Consider the following 18,506-nt stretch of genomic DNA (forward strand, 5'->3'; position numbering starts at 1 on the left):
CTTATTATGTTAGCAAAAAATATTGAATTGGCTTTGAATAAGCAAATCCGCATAGAAGCAGAATCTTCGCAAACTTATCTTTCTATGGCTTGTTGGGCTGAAGTACACGGATTGGAGGGAATTGCTCAATTTATGTACACACAGTCAGATGAAGAGCGTGCACACATGCTTAAATTGGTTAAGTATGTAAACGAACGCGGAGGACACGCTCAAATTACAGATCTAAAAGCACCTAGAATATCATATTCTACTTTTAAAGAAATGTTTGAGGAGCTTTATAAACACGAACTTTTTGTTTCACAATCCATCAACGAATTAGTGCACATAACTTTTGAAGAAAAAGATTATGCTACGCACAATTTCTTACAATGGTATGTTTCTGAACAAATTGAAGAAGAAGCTACAGCTAAATCTATTTTGGATAAAATCAATTTAATTGGTGAAGATAAAGGTGGACTTTACTTGTTTGACCGTGATATTCAGCAATTAACTGTTACTAGTTCAATCGCTATTAATCCTAAATAAAAAAGTTAAATTTTATTTAGAATATTTAAAAATAACTTTTTTGGTTTATATTTGTCTCTGTTTTTATAATACAGAGGAAAAGTGAGCAAGAAAGAAAAAGACAAGGACAAGAAAAAGGATAAAAAAGACAAAAAAAATAAAGTTATCCTTGATAAAATAAAGAAGATCGAAAATTGTAAATCTTCTTGCTGTGAGAAATATAAGAAAAGTGAAAAGAAACGCTGCTCACGCTGTCCTATGTTTGACTTATTCAAAAAAACTGCTTAACGCGATATAGAAAAACCCATCAGATTTCTCTGGTGGGTTTTTTAGTTTTAAATTGCAGTCCGCTTCTGATTTTAAATTCAATTATGAAAAACAACATTACAATTCCAAAATCAAGTCTTGACTTTTTGGTTGAGCTACAAGAAAACAATAATAAACCATGGTTTGAAGCCAATAAACCACAATATTTAATCGAATTAAATCATATTGAAAATTTTGCAGGCGCTTTATTGAAAGAACTTTCCAAAACAGATGTTTTAGAAAATGCTTCGGGCAAAAAGAGTGTTTACAGAATTTATCGCGATATTCGTTTTTCTAAGGACAAAACTCCTTTTAAACATTATTGGGGCGGAAGTTATACTCGCGCCACTGCTGCTAGACGCGGCGGTTATTATTTTCATTTAGAAAAAGGAAACAGCTTTTTCGCAGGCGGTTTTTGGGGACCAAATGCCGCAGATTTGAAAAGAATAAGAACCGAATTTGCGCATGACCCTGAAACCTTTCAGAAAATACTAAATTCAGAATCTTTCAAAACCAATTTTGGAACATTACAAGGCGAACAGCTTAAAACAAAACCAAAAGGTTTTGATGCAGATCATCCCGCTATCGATTTACTCCGTTACAAACAATTTTTAGTAATAAAGCGTTTTACAGATAAAGAAGTATTGAGTCCACAATTTTTAGAATTGGCTTTGGATGCTTTCAAAAACATGAGACCATTTTTTGATTATATGAGCGAAGTGCTAACTACTGACGCTAATGGGGTTTCCATTATATAAAACTATATTTCTCGACTAATAATAAACAATGATTCATTCCGTAGGAATGTGTCGTCGGTAGAATTCGGTTTAAATTATGGTTCCGTAGGAACGTTTGATTGATGCGGATATGTTATACCGCAAAACAAATGTCCCTACAGGACATTGCTCAAACAACACTATTTTTTTTCTACCGACGAGATATTCCTAACGGAATATTAAAACAGCATTGAACCCGACAGTCCTGATCCCGAGACTTCGGTATTCAGACTGTCGGGTTTCTGCTGAAATTAGCTTTGTCAAAGTTTAAAACTTTGACAAAGCTTCTCAATTTATTTGCTCAAAAGTAAAATTTCATTTACAACTACTTCGGTTATATAGCGCTTTTCACCGTTTTTATCATCATAGCTTCTGTGTGTCAGTTTTCCTTCAACGGCAATTTCTTTTCCTTTCACCACAAATTTTTCGATAATTTCTGCCGTTTTTCCCCAGGCCGTTATTCGGTGCCATTCGGTTTGTTCTACCCTTTCTCCTTTATCATTTTTATAATAATCCTTCGTAGCGATTGAAACGTGCGCTAGCTTTTTGCCGTTTTCTAATGTTTTAATTTCCGGATCATTTCCTACATTCCCAATTAATTGTACTCTGTTTTTCATGGCGTATATTATTTAAATACTATTAGTTGAACTGTTCTTCAAATTCAACATTGCAAAGATGCGAATGCCCAATACCAACAGTCGGTTGTTAACTATTTACTATCGACTGTAACTATTTGTAAGCGTTTGTAATTGGAAATTGTTTTTCGTATATTTGAGATAAACCTTACGATATGCAGACAAAAATTAAAAAAGTTGAGTTAAGAAACCTTGAAATTGAAGACTATAAACAATTAAAAAAATCAATGATAGAATCGTATCCAGAAATGGCAGATTCGTATTGGGGTTCTGACGACATAGAAAGATTGCTTTCTATTTTTCCGGAAGGACAGTTAGTCATTTTAGCTGACGGAAAAGTTGTCGGTTCTGCCCTATCTCTTATTGTTGACGAAAAATTAGTAGAAAAAAGACATAATTACCAACAGATTAGTGGTGACTACACCTTTTCAACCCATAATCCAAACGCTGAAATTTTATATGGAATAGATGTTTTTATTCATCCAAATTATAGAGGTTTGCGTTTAGGGCGCCGATTATATGATGCAAGAAAAGAACTTTGCGAACAATTGAACTTAAAAGCAATTGTTTTCGCAGGAAGAATTCCGAATTATAGAGAACATGCAAAAAAAATGTCTCCCAAGAATTATATCGAAAAAGTTCGTGCCAAAGAATTATACGATCCTGTTCTTTCTTTCCAATTGAGCAATGATTTTCACGTTCTGAAAATCCTTAAAAATTACTTGGAAGGCGATGAAGAATCGAAAGAATTTGCCGTTTTAATGGAATGGAACAACATTTATTACGATGAAAGTCCGAAACTGATTAATCTTAAGAAAAACATTATTCGTTTAGGATTAATTCAATGGCAGATGCGTCCGCTGAATAATGTTGAAGCCCTTTTTGAGCAAGCAGAGTTTTTTATCGATGCCGTTTCGGGTTATGGATCTGATTTTGCCTTGTTTCCAGAATTGTTTACTGCTCCTTTAATGGCCGATTATAACCATTTATCTGAAGCAGAAGCAATTCGTGAATTGGCAAGACATACTGATCCAATTCAAAAACGCTTTCAGGAATTTGCCATTTCATACAACATTAATATCATCACGGGAAGTATGCCTTATATGGATGGCGGAAATCTATACAATGTTGGTTTCTTATGCAAAAGAGACGGAACTTCAGAAATGTATACCAAAATTCATATCACGCCAAACGAAGTTATCCATTGGGGAATGAAAGGCGGATCGCAATTTAAAACCTTTGATACCGATTGCGGTAAAATCGGAATTTTAATTTGTTATGATGTCGAGTTTCCAGAAGTCTCGAGATTGTTAGCCGATGAAGGAATGAATATTTTGTTTGTCCCTTTTTTAACGGATACTCAAAACGGATATACTCGCGTAAAACATTGTTCGCAAGCGCGCGCCATCGAAAATGAATGTTATGTAGCCATAGCAGGTTGCGTTGGAAATCTTCCGAAAGTAAATAATATGGATATTCAATATGCGCAGTCTTCTGTATTTACACCTTCTGATTTTGCTTTTCCAAGTAACGGAATTAAAGCAGAAGCCACTCCGAATACAGAAATGACTTTAATAGTTGATGTCGATTTGAATTTATTGAAAGAACTTCACGAACATGGAAGCGTAAAGACTTTAAAAGACAGAAGATCTGACCTTTACGAAATTAAAAAATTGAATTCATGAAAATATGCCTTGAATGCTCAGCCAAAATTTTCGGCCGTGAGGACAAGAAATTCTGTTCCGATAGTTGTCGAAATGCCTTCAATAATAAAATAAATAAAGATAGTACGAATTTCATGCGAAATATAAACAACAAGTTACGCAAAAATTACCGTATTTTGGCAGAGTTAAATGTAGACGGAAAATCGAAAGCTTCTCGAGACAAATTATTAACAAAAGGGTTTGATTTTGAGTTCTTTACAAACATTCTACAGACTAAGACAGGAAATACATATTATTTCTTGTATGATCAAGGCTATCGTTCCTTGGACAATGATTATTTTATGCTTGTTAAAAAAGAAATATAGTTAGTATTTATTCACCATGAGAAAAAACCCCACCTCAATTCTAGCCATAGTCTGCGTTTTAGCTTTACTTGGCATTATATATGCCACGATGATGCCGCAAGGAATATCGAAAGATGACGAAGCGCTTGCTGAATTTTCGACCGAAAGAGCCTTAAATCAGGTCGAGATTATTGCGCAGAAACCGCATTACGTCGGATCGACCAATCACGAACTTGTTGCTAATTATCTTGTGCTAGAATTAAACAGAATTGGTTTAGAAACGAGTATTCAAGAAGGTTTTACTCTAAATGATAAAGGTCTTTTGGTGAAGTCAAAAAATATTTTGGCTCGAATAAAAGGAACAAACAATACTAAAGCACTTTTACTTCTTTCACATTATGACAGTGCACCACATTCTTTCTCAAAAGGTGCAAGTGATGATGCTTCTGGTGTCGCTACAATTTTAGAAGGTGTGCGTGCCTTTTTATACTCAAAACATCCTCAAAAAAACGATATTATCATTTTATTCTCTGATGCAGAAGAATTAGGATTAAACGGTGCCGCTTTATTCGTAAATAAACACCCTTGGGCAAAAGACGTTGGTTTGGTTTTAAACTTTGAAGCAAGAGGAACTTCTGGACCAAGCTACATGCTGATGGAAACCAATAAAGGAAATCAGGCACTGATTCAAGAATTTACGAAGGCTAAACCTTCACATCCCGTTTCAAATTCGTTAATGTACAGTATTTACAAAATGCTTCCTAACGATACTGATTTAACTGTTTTTAGAGAACAAGCCAATATTCAGGGATTCAATTTTGCTTTTATCGATGGTCATTTCAACTACCATACACAACAGGACGACGTTCAGCATCTAAACAAAACGACATTAGCACATCAAGGCACTTACATCATGCCTTTGATAAAATACTTCTCTAATATTGATTTAAACCAAACCGAGTCTACAGAAGACAATGTTTATTTCAGCGCTCCATTCTCATTCATCAATTATCCGTTTACTTGGGTAATGCCAATGACTCTAATTGCTTTTGGATTATTGGTTATCTTCATTTTTGTTGGAAAAGTAAAAAGAATCATCACTTTCACAGAAATTTTCAAAGGTTTTATTCCGCTTGTTGGATCGATTATAATTGCAGGATTGGTTACTTTTTTAGGATGGAAACTTATTCTAGAAATTTATCCGCAATATTCTGATCTTTTAAACGGATTTACATATAACGGACACGCTTACATTGGCGCTTTTGTTACGTTGAGCATCGCGATTTGCTTTGCTTTCTACCATCATTTTTCTGAAGCCAAAATTACCATGAACCATTTTGTGGCGCCTTTACTGCTTTGGATTATCATTAATGCATTTTTAGCCAATAGCTTAACGGGTGCTGGTTTCTTAATCATTCCTGTTTATTTCGGAATTTTATTATTCGGAATTTTTGTCTTCACGCAGCATTACAGTTTAGGAATGAATTTAATATTCTCTATTCCTGCCCTGGCAATTGTTGCGCCATTCATTGTAATGTTCCCTATCGGCTTAGGGCTTAAAATATTATACGGAAGTGCTATTTTAACCGTTTTATTATTCGGGTTGTTATTGCCAATATTTGGAGCTTTCGCTAAAAAAGGAGCTTGGATCGTAGTTTTCTTTCTTACTTCAATTGTATTTTTCGTTTATGCCGGATATAACTCTGGTTACGAGTACGGAAAAGCAAAATCAAATAGTTTATTATACATTTACAATGCTGAAAATAATTCGGCTGTTTGGACAACTTATGATACTAATTTAGATGAATGGACTAAATCTTATTTGGGCGAAAGCAATCAAAAAGCAGTTGGATTAAATACGCTTCCGCTGTCAAGCAAATACAATACAACATTTACATACAGTGCTATTGCTCCAGTTTTTGAAATTCCGAAACCGACAATTCAGTTTTTAAGAGATAGTGTTATCGGAAACAATAGATATTTGAAAATCAAGATTACTCCAAATAGAAAAGTAAACCGTTACGATATTTATGCTAATCCGAAAATGACGTTTTATAACTTTAAAGCAAACGGAGTAGCAACTTCTGGCGAAAAAGGAAATCGCCTGCAAAGAGAAGACAGCAAAATTTTATGTTACTATGTGGTAAGAAATGAGCCGTTAGAAATGGAATTCTACATCAATAAATCATCAATTTTTGATATGGATTTAATAGAAAGTTCATTTGATTTAATGACGAATCCGTTACTGAAAGTCAAACCAAGAAACGATTGGATGATGCCAACACCTTTTGTTTTAAATGATGCCGTTTTAATACAGCAGAAAATTAAAAGATATACACCTCCAGTAAAACCGATTGAGCCGATTGTGGTAAAAGATAGTTTAGCGGTTCCTAAAGATAGCATAACAGCTCCGGCGGTAAAACCAGTGACTAGTCCTAAATAATCGATACAGATTATTAGACAAATATATTTAATTAAACACCTGTAATATTTTTTATTGCGGGTGTTTTTCTTTTATAAGTTCTCATCTTTACTACACTTTGTTGATGCATTTGACTTGGAGTGAGCATATAATTGGAATAATGTGGTCTTTTGTTATTATAAATGTCAATTGCATTTTTTACTAAAACCTTCATTACATCAAGTTTTAGATTAAACTTGTCAATATTAAATTCTTGTTTTAAAATTCCATTTATTCTCTCAGCTACTGCATTCTCATAGGGATCGGAGTTTTCTGTCATACTGCATTTTATATTGTTTTTATGTAATAGTTTTTGATATTGATCAGAACAATATTGTATTCCTCTATCTGAATGATGTATTAATGTTTTGCCTCTATCTCTGCGTTTTTTTATTGCATTTTTTAAAGCTGTTAAACTACTATGAGCATTCATATTATCTGCGACATTAAAACCCATTATTCGTTTAGAGTAAGCATCAGTTATTAGACTTAAATAACATGGATTCTCTTTTTTTCCAATATAGGTTATGTCTGATACCCAGACTTGCTCCGGCCTGCAGATCTGTAGCTCTAATATTTGATTTTGATGTTTTCTAAATCTATGATGAGAGTTTGTTGTTATATGATAAGAACGTTTTGGCATTATCAGTAAATGATTTGCTCTAAGTATATCTATAAATTTATCTCGACCTATTTTAAGTTGATTCAACTCGCTTTTTAAAAGGTAATACAGTTTTCTTGCTCCAATTCGAGGCATTGTATTTCTAATTTTCAAAACCATATTAACAACTTCTGAAGCCAAAAGCTTCCTGGAGTTACTTTTTTTTACTCGACGATAATAAACCTGCCGGTCAATCCCGAACAAAGTACAGGCAAACATTATTGTTTGTTGGTGTTCTTTTTTAAAATGGTCGATTGTTCGGGTGGTGAGTTTTTTCGAATGTCAATTTGATATTCTTTTTCTGCTATATCAATCATCATATCGAAAATAATAGCTTTTTTATCAGCGACGAAAGCCTGCTGTTCTAAAAATGCTTTTTGTTTTTCTAACAACTTCACTTTGGCTTCAAGTTCCATTATTTTCTGTTCAGGAGATTTTTGCATAATAGAAGGTGTTTGATTGTCCCAATCAAAGTTACCAAATTTTCGCAGCCACTGAACAATTGTTGAACGGGATTGAATAGCATAATCTTTTTTAACTTGAGTAATTGAGGTTCTTCCTTGTTCTATTTCTTGAACAATTTGAAGTTTAAAAGACATACTGTAATCTTTCTGGGTGCGCTTAATATATCGCAATTCTTGATCTTTTTCCATAATGATACTTTTTGTGTATCGCTATTTCAGGACAAGACACAGAATAAAAATAAAAAGGCAGATTTTAAAATCTGCCTTTTTTATTAACCATAACCAAAAAAACCTTTTCAACTCTGTACCTTTGTACTTCTGAACTTCAAAAAATGAAACAAATAAGCATTTTAGGCTGTGGCTGGCTTGGTCTTCCTTTAGCAAAAACATTAATTGCAAAAGGCAATTCAATAAACGGATCAACAACGTCAGAAAATAAACTTTCGATTTTAAAAGATGCTGGAATAAATCCGTTTTTAGTGACGCTTGAAAGCGAAAGTGTTTCTGAAAACATCTTGGATTTTTTAGCGGAAAGCGAAATTCTAATTATTGATATTCCGCCAAAATTGAGAGCTGTCGATCCTAATCCTGAGAAAAAAGCTTTTGTTGAAAAAATCAAGAATGTAATTCCTTTCATAGAGAAATCAAAAATCAAAAAAGTTCTCTTTGTAAGTTCAACATCGGTTTTTGGCGATGATAACAATATAATTACGGAAGAAACGATTCCAAATCCGGAAACCGAAAGTGGCAAACAATTGTTTTTAGCTGAAAAGCTTCTTCAAGAAAATCAAAACTTCGAAACCACAATTCTCCGTTTCGGCGGATTAATTGGTGAAGATCGTCATCCTGTAAAGTTCTTGGCTGGAAAAGAAAACCTAGAAAATCCAGACGCTCCAGTAAATTTAATTCATCAAAATGATTGCATTGGCATAATCGAAGAAATAACAACTCAAAACAAATGGAATGAGGTATTTAATGCCGTTGCTCCTTTTCATCCAACAAGAGAGGTGTATTATTCCCAAAAGGCTATTATAATGAATTTGCCAGAACCAAAATTTAGTTCTGAAAAATCAAACATCAAAAAAGTCATTTCGAGTGAAAAAATCGAAACTGTTTTAAACTATAAATTTATTCTTGGAAATTATTAAACCATATAAGTGATATAAGAAATTTAAGTTTTGATTTAAATGAACTTATATCACTTATATGGTTTAAAATATTTTGCGAACTTTGCGTAAATCTTTGCGCCTTTGCGGTTAAAAATCATGGAAACAGTTTTCATCAATTCGCCTCTCGGAATCACCAAAATTATTGGAGATGAAAACGGTATTTCGGTAATTTCTGTTTCTGATGTTGGTTCAAATGAAATTTCGGAAACTATTCCTGAAGTTTTACAAGAAGCCGTTTCGCAATTAAATGAATATTTCGAAGGCAAAAGAACCGATTTTGATCTTAAACTGAATCCACAAGGAACGGAATTTCAGCAGAAAGTATGGAAAGCTTTATTGGAAATTCCATACGGAAAAACAGTAAGTTACATGGATCAGACCAAAAAACTGGGTGATGTAAAAGCTATTCGCGCCGTAGCATCGGCAAATGGTAAAAATCCGCTTTGGATTGTGGTTCCTTGTCATCGAGTTATTGGCACAAATGGATCTTTAACTGGATACGCTGGCGGATTGTCTCGCAAAAAATGGCTTTTGGAACATGAAAGTCCATCTCTACAACAAAGTCTATTTTAAACTAGACTTTCTTAGATCTTTAAAATATTAGACAATTTAGATTCAAAAATAAAAGTCTACCTTTGAAAAGTAAGATTATTTGTCGTTTTTTACATGAATTAAATTTAAAAATTGAGATTGTGGAATTATTCTGAAAGTCTAATAATCCAAAAATCTAAGAAGTCTAAATATGATTGAAAAAATAAACCTCAATAACATTTTATTTCTTGATATAGAAACCGTTCCTGAAGAAGAGAATTTCAATTCGCTTGACGCGGAAATGCAGTCGCTTTGGGATTTAAAAACCCAATATCAGAGAAAAGACGAGTTTTCTCCAGAAGAATTTTACGATCGAGCCGGAATTTGGGCCGAATTCGGAAAGATTATCTGCATTTCGGTTGGCTTTTTTACTATAAAAGGAGATGTTCGAAATTTTAGAGTGACTTCGTTTTTTGGTGAAGAAAAGAAAATCCTAAAAGATTTTTCGAATCTGATCAACAATCATTTCAAACAACCGCAACATTTAATGTGCGGACATAATTCAAAAGAATTTGATATTCCGTTTATTGCCCGAAGAATGATTATCAATCAAATGCCAATTCCAGATAAACTGAATTTATTCGGCAAAAAACCTTGGGAAATCCCGCATTTGGATACTTTAGAATTATGGAAGTTTGGCGATTATAAGCATTTTACTTCTTTGAAACTGCTCACTAAGATTTTAGGGATCCCATCGCCAAAAGGCGATATTGACGGAAGTCAAGTTGCTCATGTCTATTATGTCGAAAAAGACATTGACCGAATCATTACGTATTGCGAAAAAGATACGATTGCCGTTGCTCAAGTTTTCTTGCGCTTACGCCGAGAAGATTTATTGATTGATGAAGAAATTATTCATGTCTAATTGAAGGGACAAAGGAACAGAGAAACAAAGGGACAAAGTTTTTAAATGAACTTATATCACTTATATGGTTTAAAAAATGACACACGAGGAAATTTCACATTACCGTTTGGTTTCGCAAAAGCTTTATAAAACAACCTCTTGTTCGCCTCAAGAAATTGTGAAACATTTTGGCGCCATGCAGGCTCAGGATTATGCAATGGCAAAGTGGGCAGTTGGTTCCCGTTGTGATGCTGGCGAAAAAGAGATTGAAGACGCTATAAACTCGGGAAAAATCATTCGAACCCATATTTTGCGTCCAACTTGGCATTTTGTTTCTCCTGATGACATTTATTGATGTTGGAGCTCTCTGCGCCACAAGTAAAACGTCTTTTTGCAACAATGGCCAAACAGCATGGTTTTGACGAAAAGAAATTCGATCAGGTCAATTCTGCTATAGAAAAACTTCTATCGGGAAATAATCATTTAACGCGAGAAGAAATCATGCAGGAACTTAACATTCAGAAAAAAGCTGGTGATTTATCTCCTGTAATTGTAATGATGAATGCTGAATTGGACGGCTTGGTCTGCAATGGAAAAATGAAAGGCAAACAAATTACGTATGCTTTGCTTGAAGAAAGAGTTCCTAAACCAAATTCTAAATTAACCAAAGATGAAGCATTGGCAAAACTCGCTTTACGTTATTTTGAAAGTCATGGCCCAGCAACAGTACTCGATTTCTCGTGGTGGTCAGGCTTTCCGCCTACAATTTGCCAAAAAACAATTAACGCAATAGAGTTGCAATTAAACCAAGTTACTATTGATAATCAGCAATATTGGTTTAAAAAAGAGCTTAAACACGAGGATAACTTTCGCGAAAGCGTACATTTTCTTCCGGCTTTTGATGAGATTTTAATTTCATATAAAACACGTGAAGCTTCTTTCAATACGGAACATCAATCAAAAGTTTTTACCAATAATGGCATCTTCAAACCCATAATTTTAGAAAACGGAAAAGTGATCGGAATTTGGAAAAGAACCATCAAAAAAGATCACGCGAAAATAGAAACAGAGTTTTTCAAGGAATTCGAAACCGACAAAAAACAGATTTTATTTGAAGGAATCAAATCTTTTGAAACCTATTTGGAAACTAGAATTGTTATTGAATGATAATTCAAAAAACAAATTCGATCTCAATAATTTTTGATCTAAAGCCCGAAATTGACTTTTGTAATTGTCATTGCAATTGATTTATTACATTTACAAAAAATTACAATTATGGTATTAAGCAGATTTTGGTTAGCGATTTTTATTTCTTCGATTGTTTTTATTGTAGTCAGTTTGTTCACTGCCAACACTTATACCATTGATTCTATTTTAAATGGAAAAAAAGATGATCCTGTTTTGGTTTCTGAAAAATACATTGAAGAACTTCCTGCTTTTTTAAAAGATAGCATTAAAAAAGCGCCAGATCAAACCATGATTATCAATCGTGATACGCTAAATGCAGACACGACGTACGTTTACAAAAACAAAACCGTAAAAATTTATAGCGGACTTCAAAAATCGGATGGTTTATTGCCAACTTGTAAAAGCACTTTGGTTGATTTAATTCTGCCTCTTATCGCTTATTTAGCTTTTTTCTGTGGTTTGATGGAACTTTTAATCGTTTCTGGAGCTTCTGGGAAATTAGCAAAAGCTTTAAGTCCGGTTTTTGTGAAAGTGTTTCCAAGTATTCCTCAAAACCACCCTTCGATATCTTACATGACATTGAATTTTGCTGCCAATTTCTTGGGATTAGATTCGGCTGCAACACCTTTTGGATTAAAAGCCATGGAAAGTTTACAGGAAATAAACCCCGAAAAAGACAAAGCGAGTGATGCACAAATCATGTTTATGTGTCTTCATGCTTCTGGTTTGACTTTGATCGCAACTTCGATTATCGGTTATCGCGCCGCAGCAAACGCAAGTAATCCTGCCGATGTTATGCTGCCTTGTATCATTACTTCGTTTATCGGAACTATTGCTGCTTTCTTGATTGTTGGAATCAAACAAAAAATCAATTTCAAAAGTGCTTCGCTTCTTATTGGTTTAATGGTTTTGATTGCGGCTATTGTTGGCTTATTGATGTATGTAAATCATTTAGATTTAATCGGGAAAAACTATTTTACTTCTAACCTTTCTGGATTAATCTTAATTGCGATTATTGCCTTTACTTTGATTTTCTCATTCCGACATGAAAAGAAATTCAAAGAAGCTGAAACAACTGTTTTCGATACTTTTGTTGTTGGTGCCAATAACGGAGTTAAAACTGGAGTTACGATTTTTCCTTACGTTTTAGGAATGTTGGTTGCGATTTCGTTATTCAGAAATAGCGGTTTATTCGAGATTATAAGCGATGCAATCGGATTTATCTTTTCGAATTTAGGAGTAAGCAAAGAAATTACCAATGCGCTTCCTGTTGCAATGCTGCGTCCATTTAGTTCTGCGGGTTCAAGAGGTTTCTTAATTGATTCGATGAATACTTTTGGAGCTGATTCTCTCACTGCAAGATTGAGCAGTATTTTCCAATGTAGTGCGGAGAGTACGTTCTATGTAATCGCAGTTTATTTCGGATCAGTAAATATCAAAAACACACGTTACGCTTTGGGCACAATGCTTTTAGTAGATTTGATCTGTGTAATTACGGCAATTTTTGTTGCGACTTGGTTTTTTTAAAAAAATATAAAACAATATTTCTGCATTAAAAAATCATTCTAAATATCTTTATCACAAAGAGTAAAGACAAATTAATTAAAGTTTTAAAAGAAGCCATGAAAGGAATTTAACCTATTATTCATGCGCTTCTTTTTCTTTTTTCTTCTAAAAACTCCCATAATTTTATACTTTAGAGGTTTCTCTAGAAATTAATTAAATATCCCCCAAAGATGAAAATCCACACTCTTTTTTTCTGCCTACTTATTTTTATCGGATGTCAAAGAACAAAACCTACAGATGCTGCACCGCCAACAATAGCGGAAATCATTGAACCGCAAGAAACCCTTGAAGTTTCAGCTGATGAGAAGATCATTAAAACTGATACTATTGCCATTTACACAGACGGAACAGAATCTTCTACAGATTATATTCTAGCAAACTTAGTAGACCAGCAAGCAGACAAAGACAGTATTGTTACAGTAAAATATCGATTGGACTTTTATCAGAATAAAACCAAAACGGCATCTTCTAAAGTTGCGATAAAAGGTTTTGAGAAAGGTTCGGAGTGGACAGCTTCTTACGGATTAACATCAGAAACTTCTAAAAATTCTCCATTCATACAAATCACCGTTGGATTTCCGGCTTGTGGTTATTCGCATGACAACTATCTTTATTATTTAAAAAATAGCGGATTACAATTGGTTCACCAATGGAGCTCAATGTCCGACAGCGGCTGGGGAAGCTGGGTTGAAATAGCCAATCCTTCTAACAATTCCGATACAAAATCTTTTTATTGCAAGACTGTTGCGTTTGTACCCGCAGACGAAGATGAAAACATGGATATGGGAATCCTTAAGCACTCAGACTCAATATCTTTCGAATTAAAAGACAGTAAATGGAAAAAGATGTTATTGTCTGCCAAAGACAAACCATATTTTGAGAAAAAAATGACGTTTGATCAATTTAACACTTCAGAATAAAAACATCTTCAGAAGAGTCCTAATTCAAATTCTTTCTTAGGTAAATAATTTCTAAATTTGTAAAAAAACAAAACAATGATTGATTTTATATACCAAGATCCTTATCCGATCTTAAAGGATGATACGCAGTACCGCAAAATCACTTCTGATTTTGTAAAAGTGGAACAATTTGGAGAACGTGAAGTTTTGACGGTTGACCCAAAAGGTTTAGAATTATTGGCTGAAGAAGCTTTAACAGATGTTTCGTTTATGCTAAGAACAACGCATTTACAAAAACTAAGAAAAATTCTAGACGATCCAGAAGCAACTGACAACGATCGTTTCGTAGCTTATAATTTACTTCAAAATGCTTCTGTAGCTGCTGAAGGTCAGTTGCCAAGCTGTCAAGATACTGGAACTGCGATTGTAATGGCTAAAAAAGGCGAAAGCATTTTTACTGGTGTTGATGATGCAGAATGGTTAAGCCGAGGTATTTTTAATACGTATCAAAAAAGAAACTTACGTTATTCGCAGATTGTTCCGATTTCGATGTTTGAAGAAAAAAATTCAGGATCAAATCTTCCAGCGCAAATTGATATTTATGCTAAAAAAGGAACTTCTTACGACTTTTTGTTCATGGCAAAAGGCGGAGGGTCTGCAAACAAAACTTACTTATATCAACAAACAAAATCGTTGCTGAATGAAAAATCTATGGATGAATTCATTCGCACAAAAATCAAAGATTTAGGAACTTCTGCTTGTCCTCCATACCACTTAGCTTTGGTAATTGGCGGAACTTCTGCAGAAGCAAATTTAAGCGCTGTTAAAAAAGCTTCAGCTGGATATTATGACCATCTTCCAACTTCAGGAAACATGGCGGGTCAAGCTTTCCGTGATTTAGAATGGGAAGAAAGAGTTCAGAAAATCTGCCAAGAAAGTGCTATTGGAGCGCAATTTGGAGGAAAATATTTCACGCACGACGTTCGTGTAATCCGTTTGCCACGTCACGCTGCTTCTTGTCCGGTTGGATTAGGTGTTTCTTGTTCTGCTGACAGAAACATCAAAGGAAAAATTACGAAAGACGGAATCTTTGTTGAACAGTTAGAAGTAAATCCAAAACAATTTTTACCAGAAACTGCTCCACATTTAGAAGCTGCTGTAGAAATTGATTTAGATCAGCCAATGGCAGATATTTTAGCTAAATTATCTCAATATCCTGTAAAAACTCGTTTAAAACTAAACGGAACTGTAATTGTTGCCAGAGATATTGCTCACGCAAAAATTAAAGAAATGTTAGATGCTGGAAAACCAATGCCAGAGTATTTCAAAAATCACCCAGTTTACTACGCTGGTCCTGCAAAAACTCCAGATGGAATGGCTTCTGGAAGTTTCGGACCAACAACTGCCGGACGTATGGACGTTTATGTAGATGAATTCCAGAAAAATGGCGGAAGTATGGTGATGCTAGCAAAAGGAAACCGTACAAAACAAGTTACTGATGCCTGCAACAAATACGGCGGATTCTACTTGGGTTCTATCGGAGGTCCTGCTGCGATTCTAGCTCAAGACAACATTCTAAAAGTTGAAGTTGTTGATTTTGAAGAATTAGGAATGGAAGCTGTTCGTAAAATCACGGTTAAAGATTTCCCTGCTTTTATTATTACTGATGATAAAGGAAATGATTTCTTTGCTGATTTGTAATGTTTTTGCTACAAAGGCACCAAGACACAAAGTATTTTATAAAAATAAAGCCATCCTTTACGGGTGGCTTATTTTTTTAGCGTCTTTAAAAATATCTTAGCGTTTTTGTGCCTTTGTGGCAAACAAACCTAAGCGCTCATATCTTGCTTTTCGAAGGCTATAAAATGTGATATTTCGCCTTTTAGATTATAAACTGGTGAGGCCTCGATTTTACATCTGTACGTTTGGCCGTTTTTTCTATAATTTTCGAGGGTTTTGGCAAAAGGTATTTTCTTTTTTACCGCTTCTCTAATTTCGTTTAAATCTTCTCGTGAAGTCGCTGGCCCTTGAAACATTTTTGGAGTTTTTCCTAAAACTTCTTCCTCTTTGTAGCCTGTCATTTTTTTTATTCCGCTTGACGCGAAAACTATTTTCAAATCTAAATCGGTTATCAAAACCACTTCATTTTTGATTCTTTCCTGAATATTAAGCTTTTTTTCATCCCACGTAAATTCATCTGAGATTTTGCTTACCCTTTTCAAATCAACACTCAACGCTTTTAACTCGTTTAGATATTCATGATGAAAATCCCAAGCTAAAATTGGAACTGAACTTCGTTGCTGTAAATCATCAGAATTTCTATTTTTCATATTAATCAATTCAGAAGACAGATAAAATCTTTTTACTCAAAGATAGCAGAAAAATCCTGTTATTCATAATCACTCGCTTATTTTGAACTTTTAAAAATTGTTATTAAAACGTAAATTTCAACTGTACCACAACTGCTTTTTTTACTTCGTTATTCAAATTGCTTAACGAAATTCCAAGCAACCGCACCGAATCTTTCATTTTTTCTTGATACAATAATTCCTCTATGTTTTCCATAATCAAACTTTTATCAGAAATAAAATAAGGCAGGGTCTTGCTTCTAGTTTGTTGAGAAAAATCGCTGTATTTTATTTTGAGTGTAATTGTTTTTCCCGAAAGATTATACCTTTTCAAGCGTTTTTCTAATGATGTTGCAATACGCTCCAATTGTTGCATCATGAAAATCTCCGAAGACAAATTCACATCAAAAGTATGTTCTGCCGCCACAGATTTGGTAATTCGTGAAGATTTTACTTCGCTATTATGAATACCTCGAACAACATGATAATAAAATGTTCCCGATTTTCCGAAGTGTTTTTCTAGAAACTCTAAAGACTTGCTTTTCAAATCGGTTCCTGTAAAAATTCCGAGCTGATACATTTTTTCAGTTGTGACTTTTCCAACTCCATAAAACTTGCGAATGGGCAAATCTTCCAGAAAAACTTCGACTTCATCAGGATTTACTGTTTTTTGCCCGTTTGGTTTGTTATAATCGCTGGCAATTTTGGCAACAAATTTATTGATCGAAATTCCAGCAGAAGCCGTCAATCCGACTTCATCAAAAATCCTTTGCCTAATTTCCTGCGCCAAAAGGCTTGCGCTTGGATTTCCTTTTTTATTTTTAGTAACATCCAAATATGCTTCGTCAAGCGAAAGAGGCTCAACTAAATCGGTATAATCATGAAAGATTTTATGAATTTTGGATGAAATCTCCTTGTAGCGATCAAATCTAGGCCTAACAAAAATAATTTCTGGACAATATTTTTTGGCTAAAACTCCGCTGATGGCACTTCGAACACCAAACTTTCTGGCTTCGTAACTTGCAGCCGAAACCACGCCTCGATTCTCCGAACCTCCAACTGCAACTGGTTTCCCTCTTAATTCAGGATTGTCCATCTGCTCTACCGATGCGTAAAAGGCATCCATATCAATATGAATAATTTTTCGATATGTTGGTGTTTCAGACATTTTGCAAATTTACTGAGGAAAAACAATAAAAAAGGAATGTAAATAGTTATAAATCATATCAATTTTTAAAGAATCTGAATTCGATGAGTTCAAACCAATTATTCTTTCTATTTTTGTTCTTCTACTCGAAAAATTAAATAATGCGAACATTTGTTATAGGTGACATTCATGGCGGATTACTTGCACTTGAACAAGTATTAACAAGAGCCAACGTTACCACAGAAGATACTCTAATTTTTTTGGGCGATTACGTGGACGGCTGGAGTCAGTCTGTTGAAGTAATCGACTATTTAATTGATTTAAAAAGCAAACAAAACTGCATCTGCATAAGAGGAAATCACGACCAGCTTGCTTTGGACTGGCTGGAAAACAGACACGATGATTTTGATGAAGAAACGTGGTACAAACACGGAGGAAAAGCGACAGTTGAGGGTTACGCTAAAATTTCGGAAGAGAAGAAAAGAGCTCATATCGAATTTTTAGAAAATCTTCAGGATTTTTACCTTGACGACCAGAATCGTTTGTTTGTACATGCTGGTTTTACTAATTTAAATGGCGTAAAATGGGAATATTTCTCGAAGCTATTTTATTGGGATAGAACTCTTTGGGAAACCGCTCTTTCATTAGACCCAAAATTAAAAGAAGACGACTTACACTATCCTAAAAGATTTACCGTTTATAAGGAAGTTTATATTGGCCATACGCCCGTTACCCGAATCGGCGAAACGGTTCCTGTAAATAGAGCTTGCGTTTGGAATGTAGATACAGGCGCTGCATTTAGAGGTCCGCTTACGATTTTGAATGTTGACACTAAAGAATACTGGCAAAGTGAACCACTAAACGAACTCTATTTTAACGAAAAAGGTAGGAATTAATCTCTTTAAAAATTACATTTGCTACCCAAATAATTAATATTAA

20 protein-coding genes are annotated in these 18,506 nt (G+C 34.3%); 15 read left to right on the forward strand and 5 right to left on the reverse strand.

The features are described from left to right. Positions 1 to 6: 6 nt before the first annotated feature. The 3 genes from QLQ96_RS04355 (at position 7) to QLQ96_RS04365 (ending at position 1,568) form a co-directional block, all read left to right on the forward strand. Entirely contained in the window at positions 7 to 525 is a 519-nt protein-coding gene (locus QLQ96_RS04355; RefSeq protein WP_482494983.1) for a ferritin, read from the forward strand. Between the two features lie 81 nt (positions 526 to 606). Beyond that, positions 607 to 792, forward strand: coding sequence for a hypothetical protein (locus tag QLQ96_RS04360; protein ID WP_111284913.1), 186 nt, complete (start codon positions 607 to 609; stop codon positions 790 to 792). 83 nt (positions 793 to 875) lie between these two features. Further along, on the forward strand, positions 876 to 1,568 hold the full coding sequence (locus tag QLQ96_RS04365; protein WP_482494985.1) for a DUF2461 domain-containing protein: 693 nt from the start codon (positions 876 to 878) through the stop codon (positions 1,566 to 1,568). 311 nt (positions 1,569 to 1,879) lie between these two features. Here QLQ96_RS04365 and QLQ96_RS04370 read toward each other — a convergent pair whose 3' ends face one another. Continuing rightward, positions 1,880 to 2,203 carry a single-stranded DNA-binding protein gene (locus QLQ96_RS04370; protein WP_379699530.1) on the reverse strand — a complete coding sequence of 108 codons (324 nt, stop codon included), beginning with the start codon at positions 2,201 to 2,203 and terminating at the stop codon, positions 1,880 to 1,882. Between the two features lie 173 nt (positions 2,204 to 2,376). Between QLQ96_RS04370 and QLQ96_RS04375 the strand changes: the two genes are divergently transcribed. The 3 genes from QLQ96_RS04375 to QLQ96_RS04385 are packed head-to-tail and all read left to right on the forward strand — an operon-like array spanning position 2,377 to position 6,672. Beyond that, positions 2,377 to 3,906, forward strand: a complete 1,530-nt coding sequence (locus QLQ96_RS04375) for a GNAT family N-acetyltransferase (RefSeq protein ID WP_482494987.1) — start codon at positions 2,377 to 2,379, stop codon at positions 3,904 to 3,906. Beyond that, positions 3,903 to 4,250: a hypothetical protein gene (locus QLQ96_RS04380; protein WP_482494989.1), complete on the forward strand. Its 348-nt coding sequence runs from the start codon at positions 3,903 to 3,905 to the stop codon at positions 4,248 to 4,250. The genes QLQ96_RS04375 and QLQ96_RS04380 overlap by 4 nt, the downstream gene beginning before the upstream one ends. A gap of 16 nt (positions 4,251 to 4,266) precedes the next feature. Continuing rightward, positions 4,267 to 6,672, forward strand: coding sequence for a M28 family peptidase (locus tag QLQ96_RS04385; RefSeq protein ID WP_482494990.1), 2,406 nt, complete (start codon positions 4,267 to 4,269; stop codon positions 6,670 to 6,672). 31 nt (positions 6,673 to 6,703) lie between these two features. Here QLQ96_RS04385 and QLQ96_RS04390 read toward each other — a convergent pair whose 3' ends face one another. Further along, the gene (locus QLQ96_RS04390; RefSeq protein ID WP_482492323.1) at positions 6,704 to 7,570 is read right to left on the reverse strand and encodes an IS3 family transposase; all 867 of its coding nucleotides are present in this window, start codon (positions 7,568 to 7,570) and stop codon (positions 6,704 to 6,706) included. Next, positions 7,570 to 8,004: a transposase gene (locus QLQ96_RS04395; RefSeq protein WP_482490792.1), complete on the reverse strand. Its 435-nt coding sequence runs from the start codon at positions 8,002 to 8,004 to the stop codon at positions 7,570 to 7,572. Before QLQ96_RS04395 ends, QLQ96_RS04390 begins: the two co-directional genes overlap by 1 nt. A 143-nt stretch (positions 8,005 to 8,147) precedes the next feature. On the opposite strand from QLQ96_RS04395, the gene QLQ96_RS04400 reads away from it, so the two are divergent. The 8 genes from QLQ96_RS04400 to QLQ96_RS04435 all read left to right on the forward strand — a co-directional run bounded on the left by QLQ96_RS04400 (position 8,148) and on the right by QLQ96_RS04435 (position 15,773). After that, positions 8,148 to 8,963, forward strand: a complete 816-nt coding sequence (locus tag QLQ96_RS04400) for a Rossmann-fold NAD(P)-binding domain-containing protein (RefSeq protein WP_482494992.1) — start codon at positions 8,148 to 8,150, stop codon at positions 8,961 to 8,963. Between the two features lie 117 nt (positions 8,964 to 9,080). Beyond that, positions 9,081 to 9,557, forward strand: coding sequence for a methylated-DNA--[protein]-cysteine S-methyltransferase (locus QLQ96_RS04405; protein ID WP_482494994.1), 477 nt, complete (start codon positions 9,081 to 9,083; stop codon positions 9,555 to 9,557). A 169-nt stretch (positions 9,558 to 9,726) separates the two neighbouring features. Next, a complete protein-coding gene (locus QLQ96_RS04410) occupies positions 9,727 to 10,440 on the forward strand; it encodes a 3'-5' exonuclease (protein ID WP_482494996.1) in 714 nt (237 codons plus the stop codon). Positions 10,441 to 10,516: 76 nt separating this feature from the next. Further along, the gene (locus QLQ96_RS04415; protein WP_482494998.1) at positions 10,517 to 10,774 is read left to right on the forward strand and encodes a DNA glycosylase AlkZ-like family protein; all 258 of its coding nucleotides are present in this window, start codon (positions 10,517 to 10,519) and stop codon (positions 10,772 to 10,774) included. A gap of 44 nt (positions 10,775 to 10,818) precedes the next feature. Further along, positions 10,819 to 11,586, forward strand: a complete 768-nt coding sequence (locus QLQ96_RS04420) for a winged helix DNA-binding domain-containing protein (RefSeq protein WP_482495000.1) — start codon at positions 10,819 to 10,821, stop codon at positions 11,584 to 11,586. Between the two features lie 108 nt (positions 11,587 to 11,694). After that, positions 11,695 to 13,134, forward strand: coding sequence for a nucleoside recognition domain-containing protein (locus QLQ96_RS04425; protein ID WP_482495002.1), 1,440 nt, complete (start codon positions 11,695 to 11,697; stop codon positions 13,132 to 13,134). Between the two features lie 209 nt (positions 13,135 to 13,343). Next, positions 13,344 to 14,093: a hypothetical protein gene (locus QLQ96_RS04430; protein WP_482495003.1), complete on the forward strand. Its 750-nt coding sequence runs from the start codon at positions 13,344 to 13,346 to the stop codon at positions 14,091 to 14,093. A 75-nt stretch (positions 14,094 to 14,168) separates the two neighbouring features. Further along, on the forward strand, positions 14,169 to 15,773 hold the full coding sequence (locus QLQ96_RS04435) for a fumarate hydratase (RefSeq protein WP_482495005.1): 1,605 nt from the start codon (positions 14,169 to 14,171) through the stop codon (positions 15,771 to 15,773). Positions 15,774 to 15,901: 128 nt separating this feature from the next. On the opposite strand, the gene QLQ96_RS04440 is transcribed toward QLQ96_RS04435, so the two are convergent. Beyond that, positions 15,902 to 16,402, reverse strand: a complete 501-nt coding sequence (locus tag QLQ96_RS04440; protein WP_482495006.1) for a PAS domain-containing protein — start codon at positions 16,400 to 16,402, stop codon at positions 15,902 to 15,904. Positions 16,403 to 16,505: 103 nt separating this feature from the next. Then, entirely contained in the window at positions 16,506 to 17,588 is a 1,083-nt protein-coding gene (gene dinB, locus QLQ96_RS04445) for a DNA polymerase IV (protein WP_482495008.1), read from the reverse strand. A gap of 140 nt (positions 17,589 to 17,728) precedes the next feature. Between dinB and QLQ96_RS04450 the strand changes: the two genes are divergently transcribed. Beyond that, the gene (locus tag QLQ96_RS04450; protein ID WP_482495010.1) at positions 17,729 to 18,463 is read left to right on the forward strand and encodes a metallophosphoesterase family protein; all 735 of its coding nucleotides are present in this window, start codon (positions 17,729 to 17,731) and stop codon (positions 18,461 to 18,463) included. Positions 18,464 to 18,506: the final 43 nt, after the last annotated feature.

It is taken from the genome of Flavobacterium sp. B167r, from assembly GCF_056824315.1.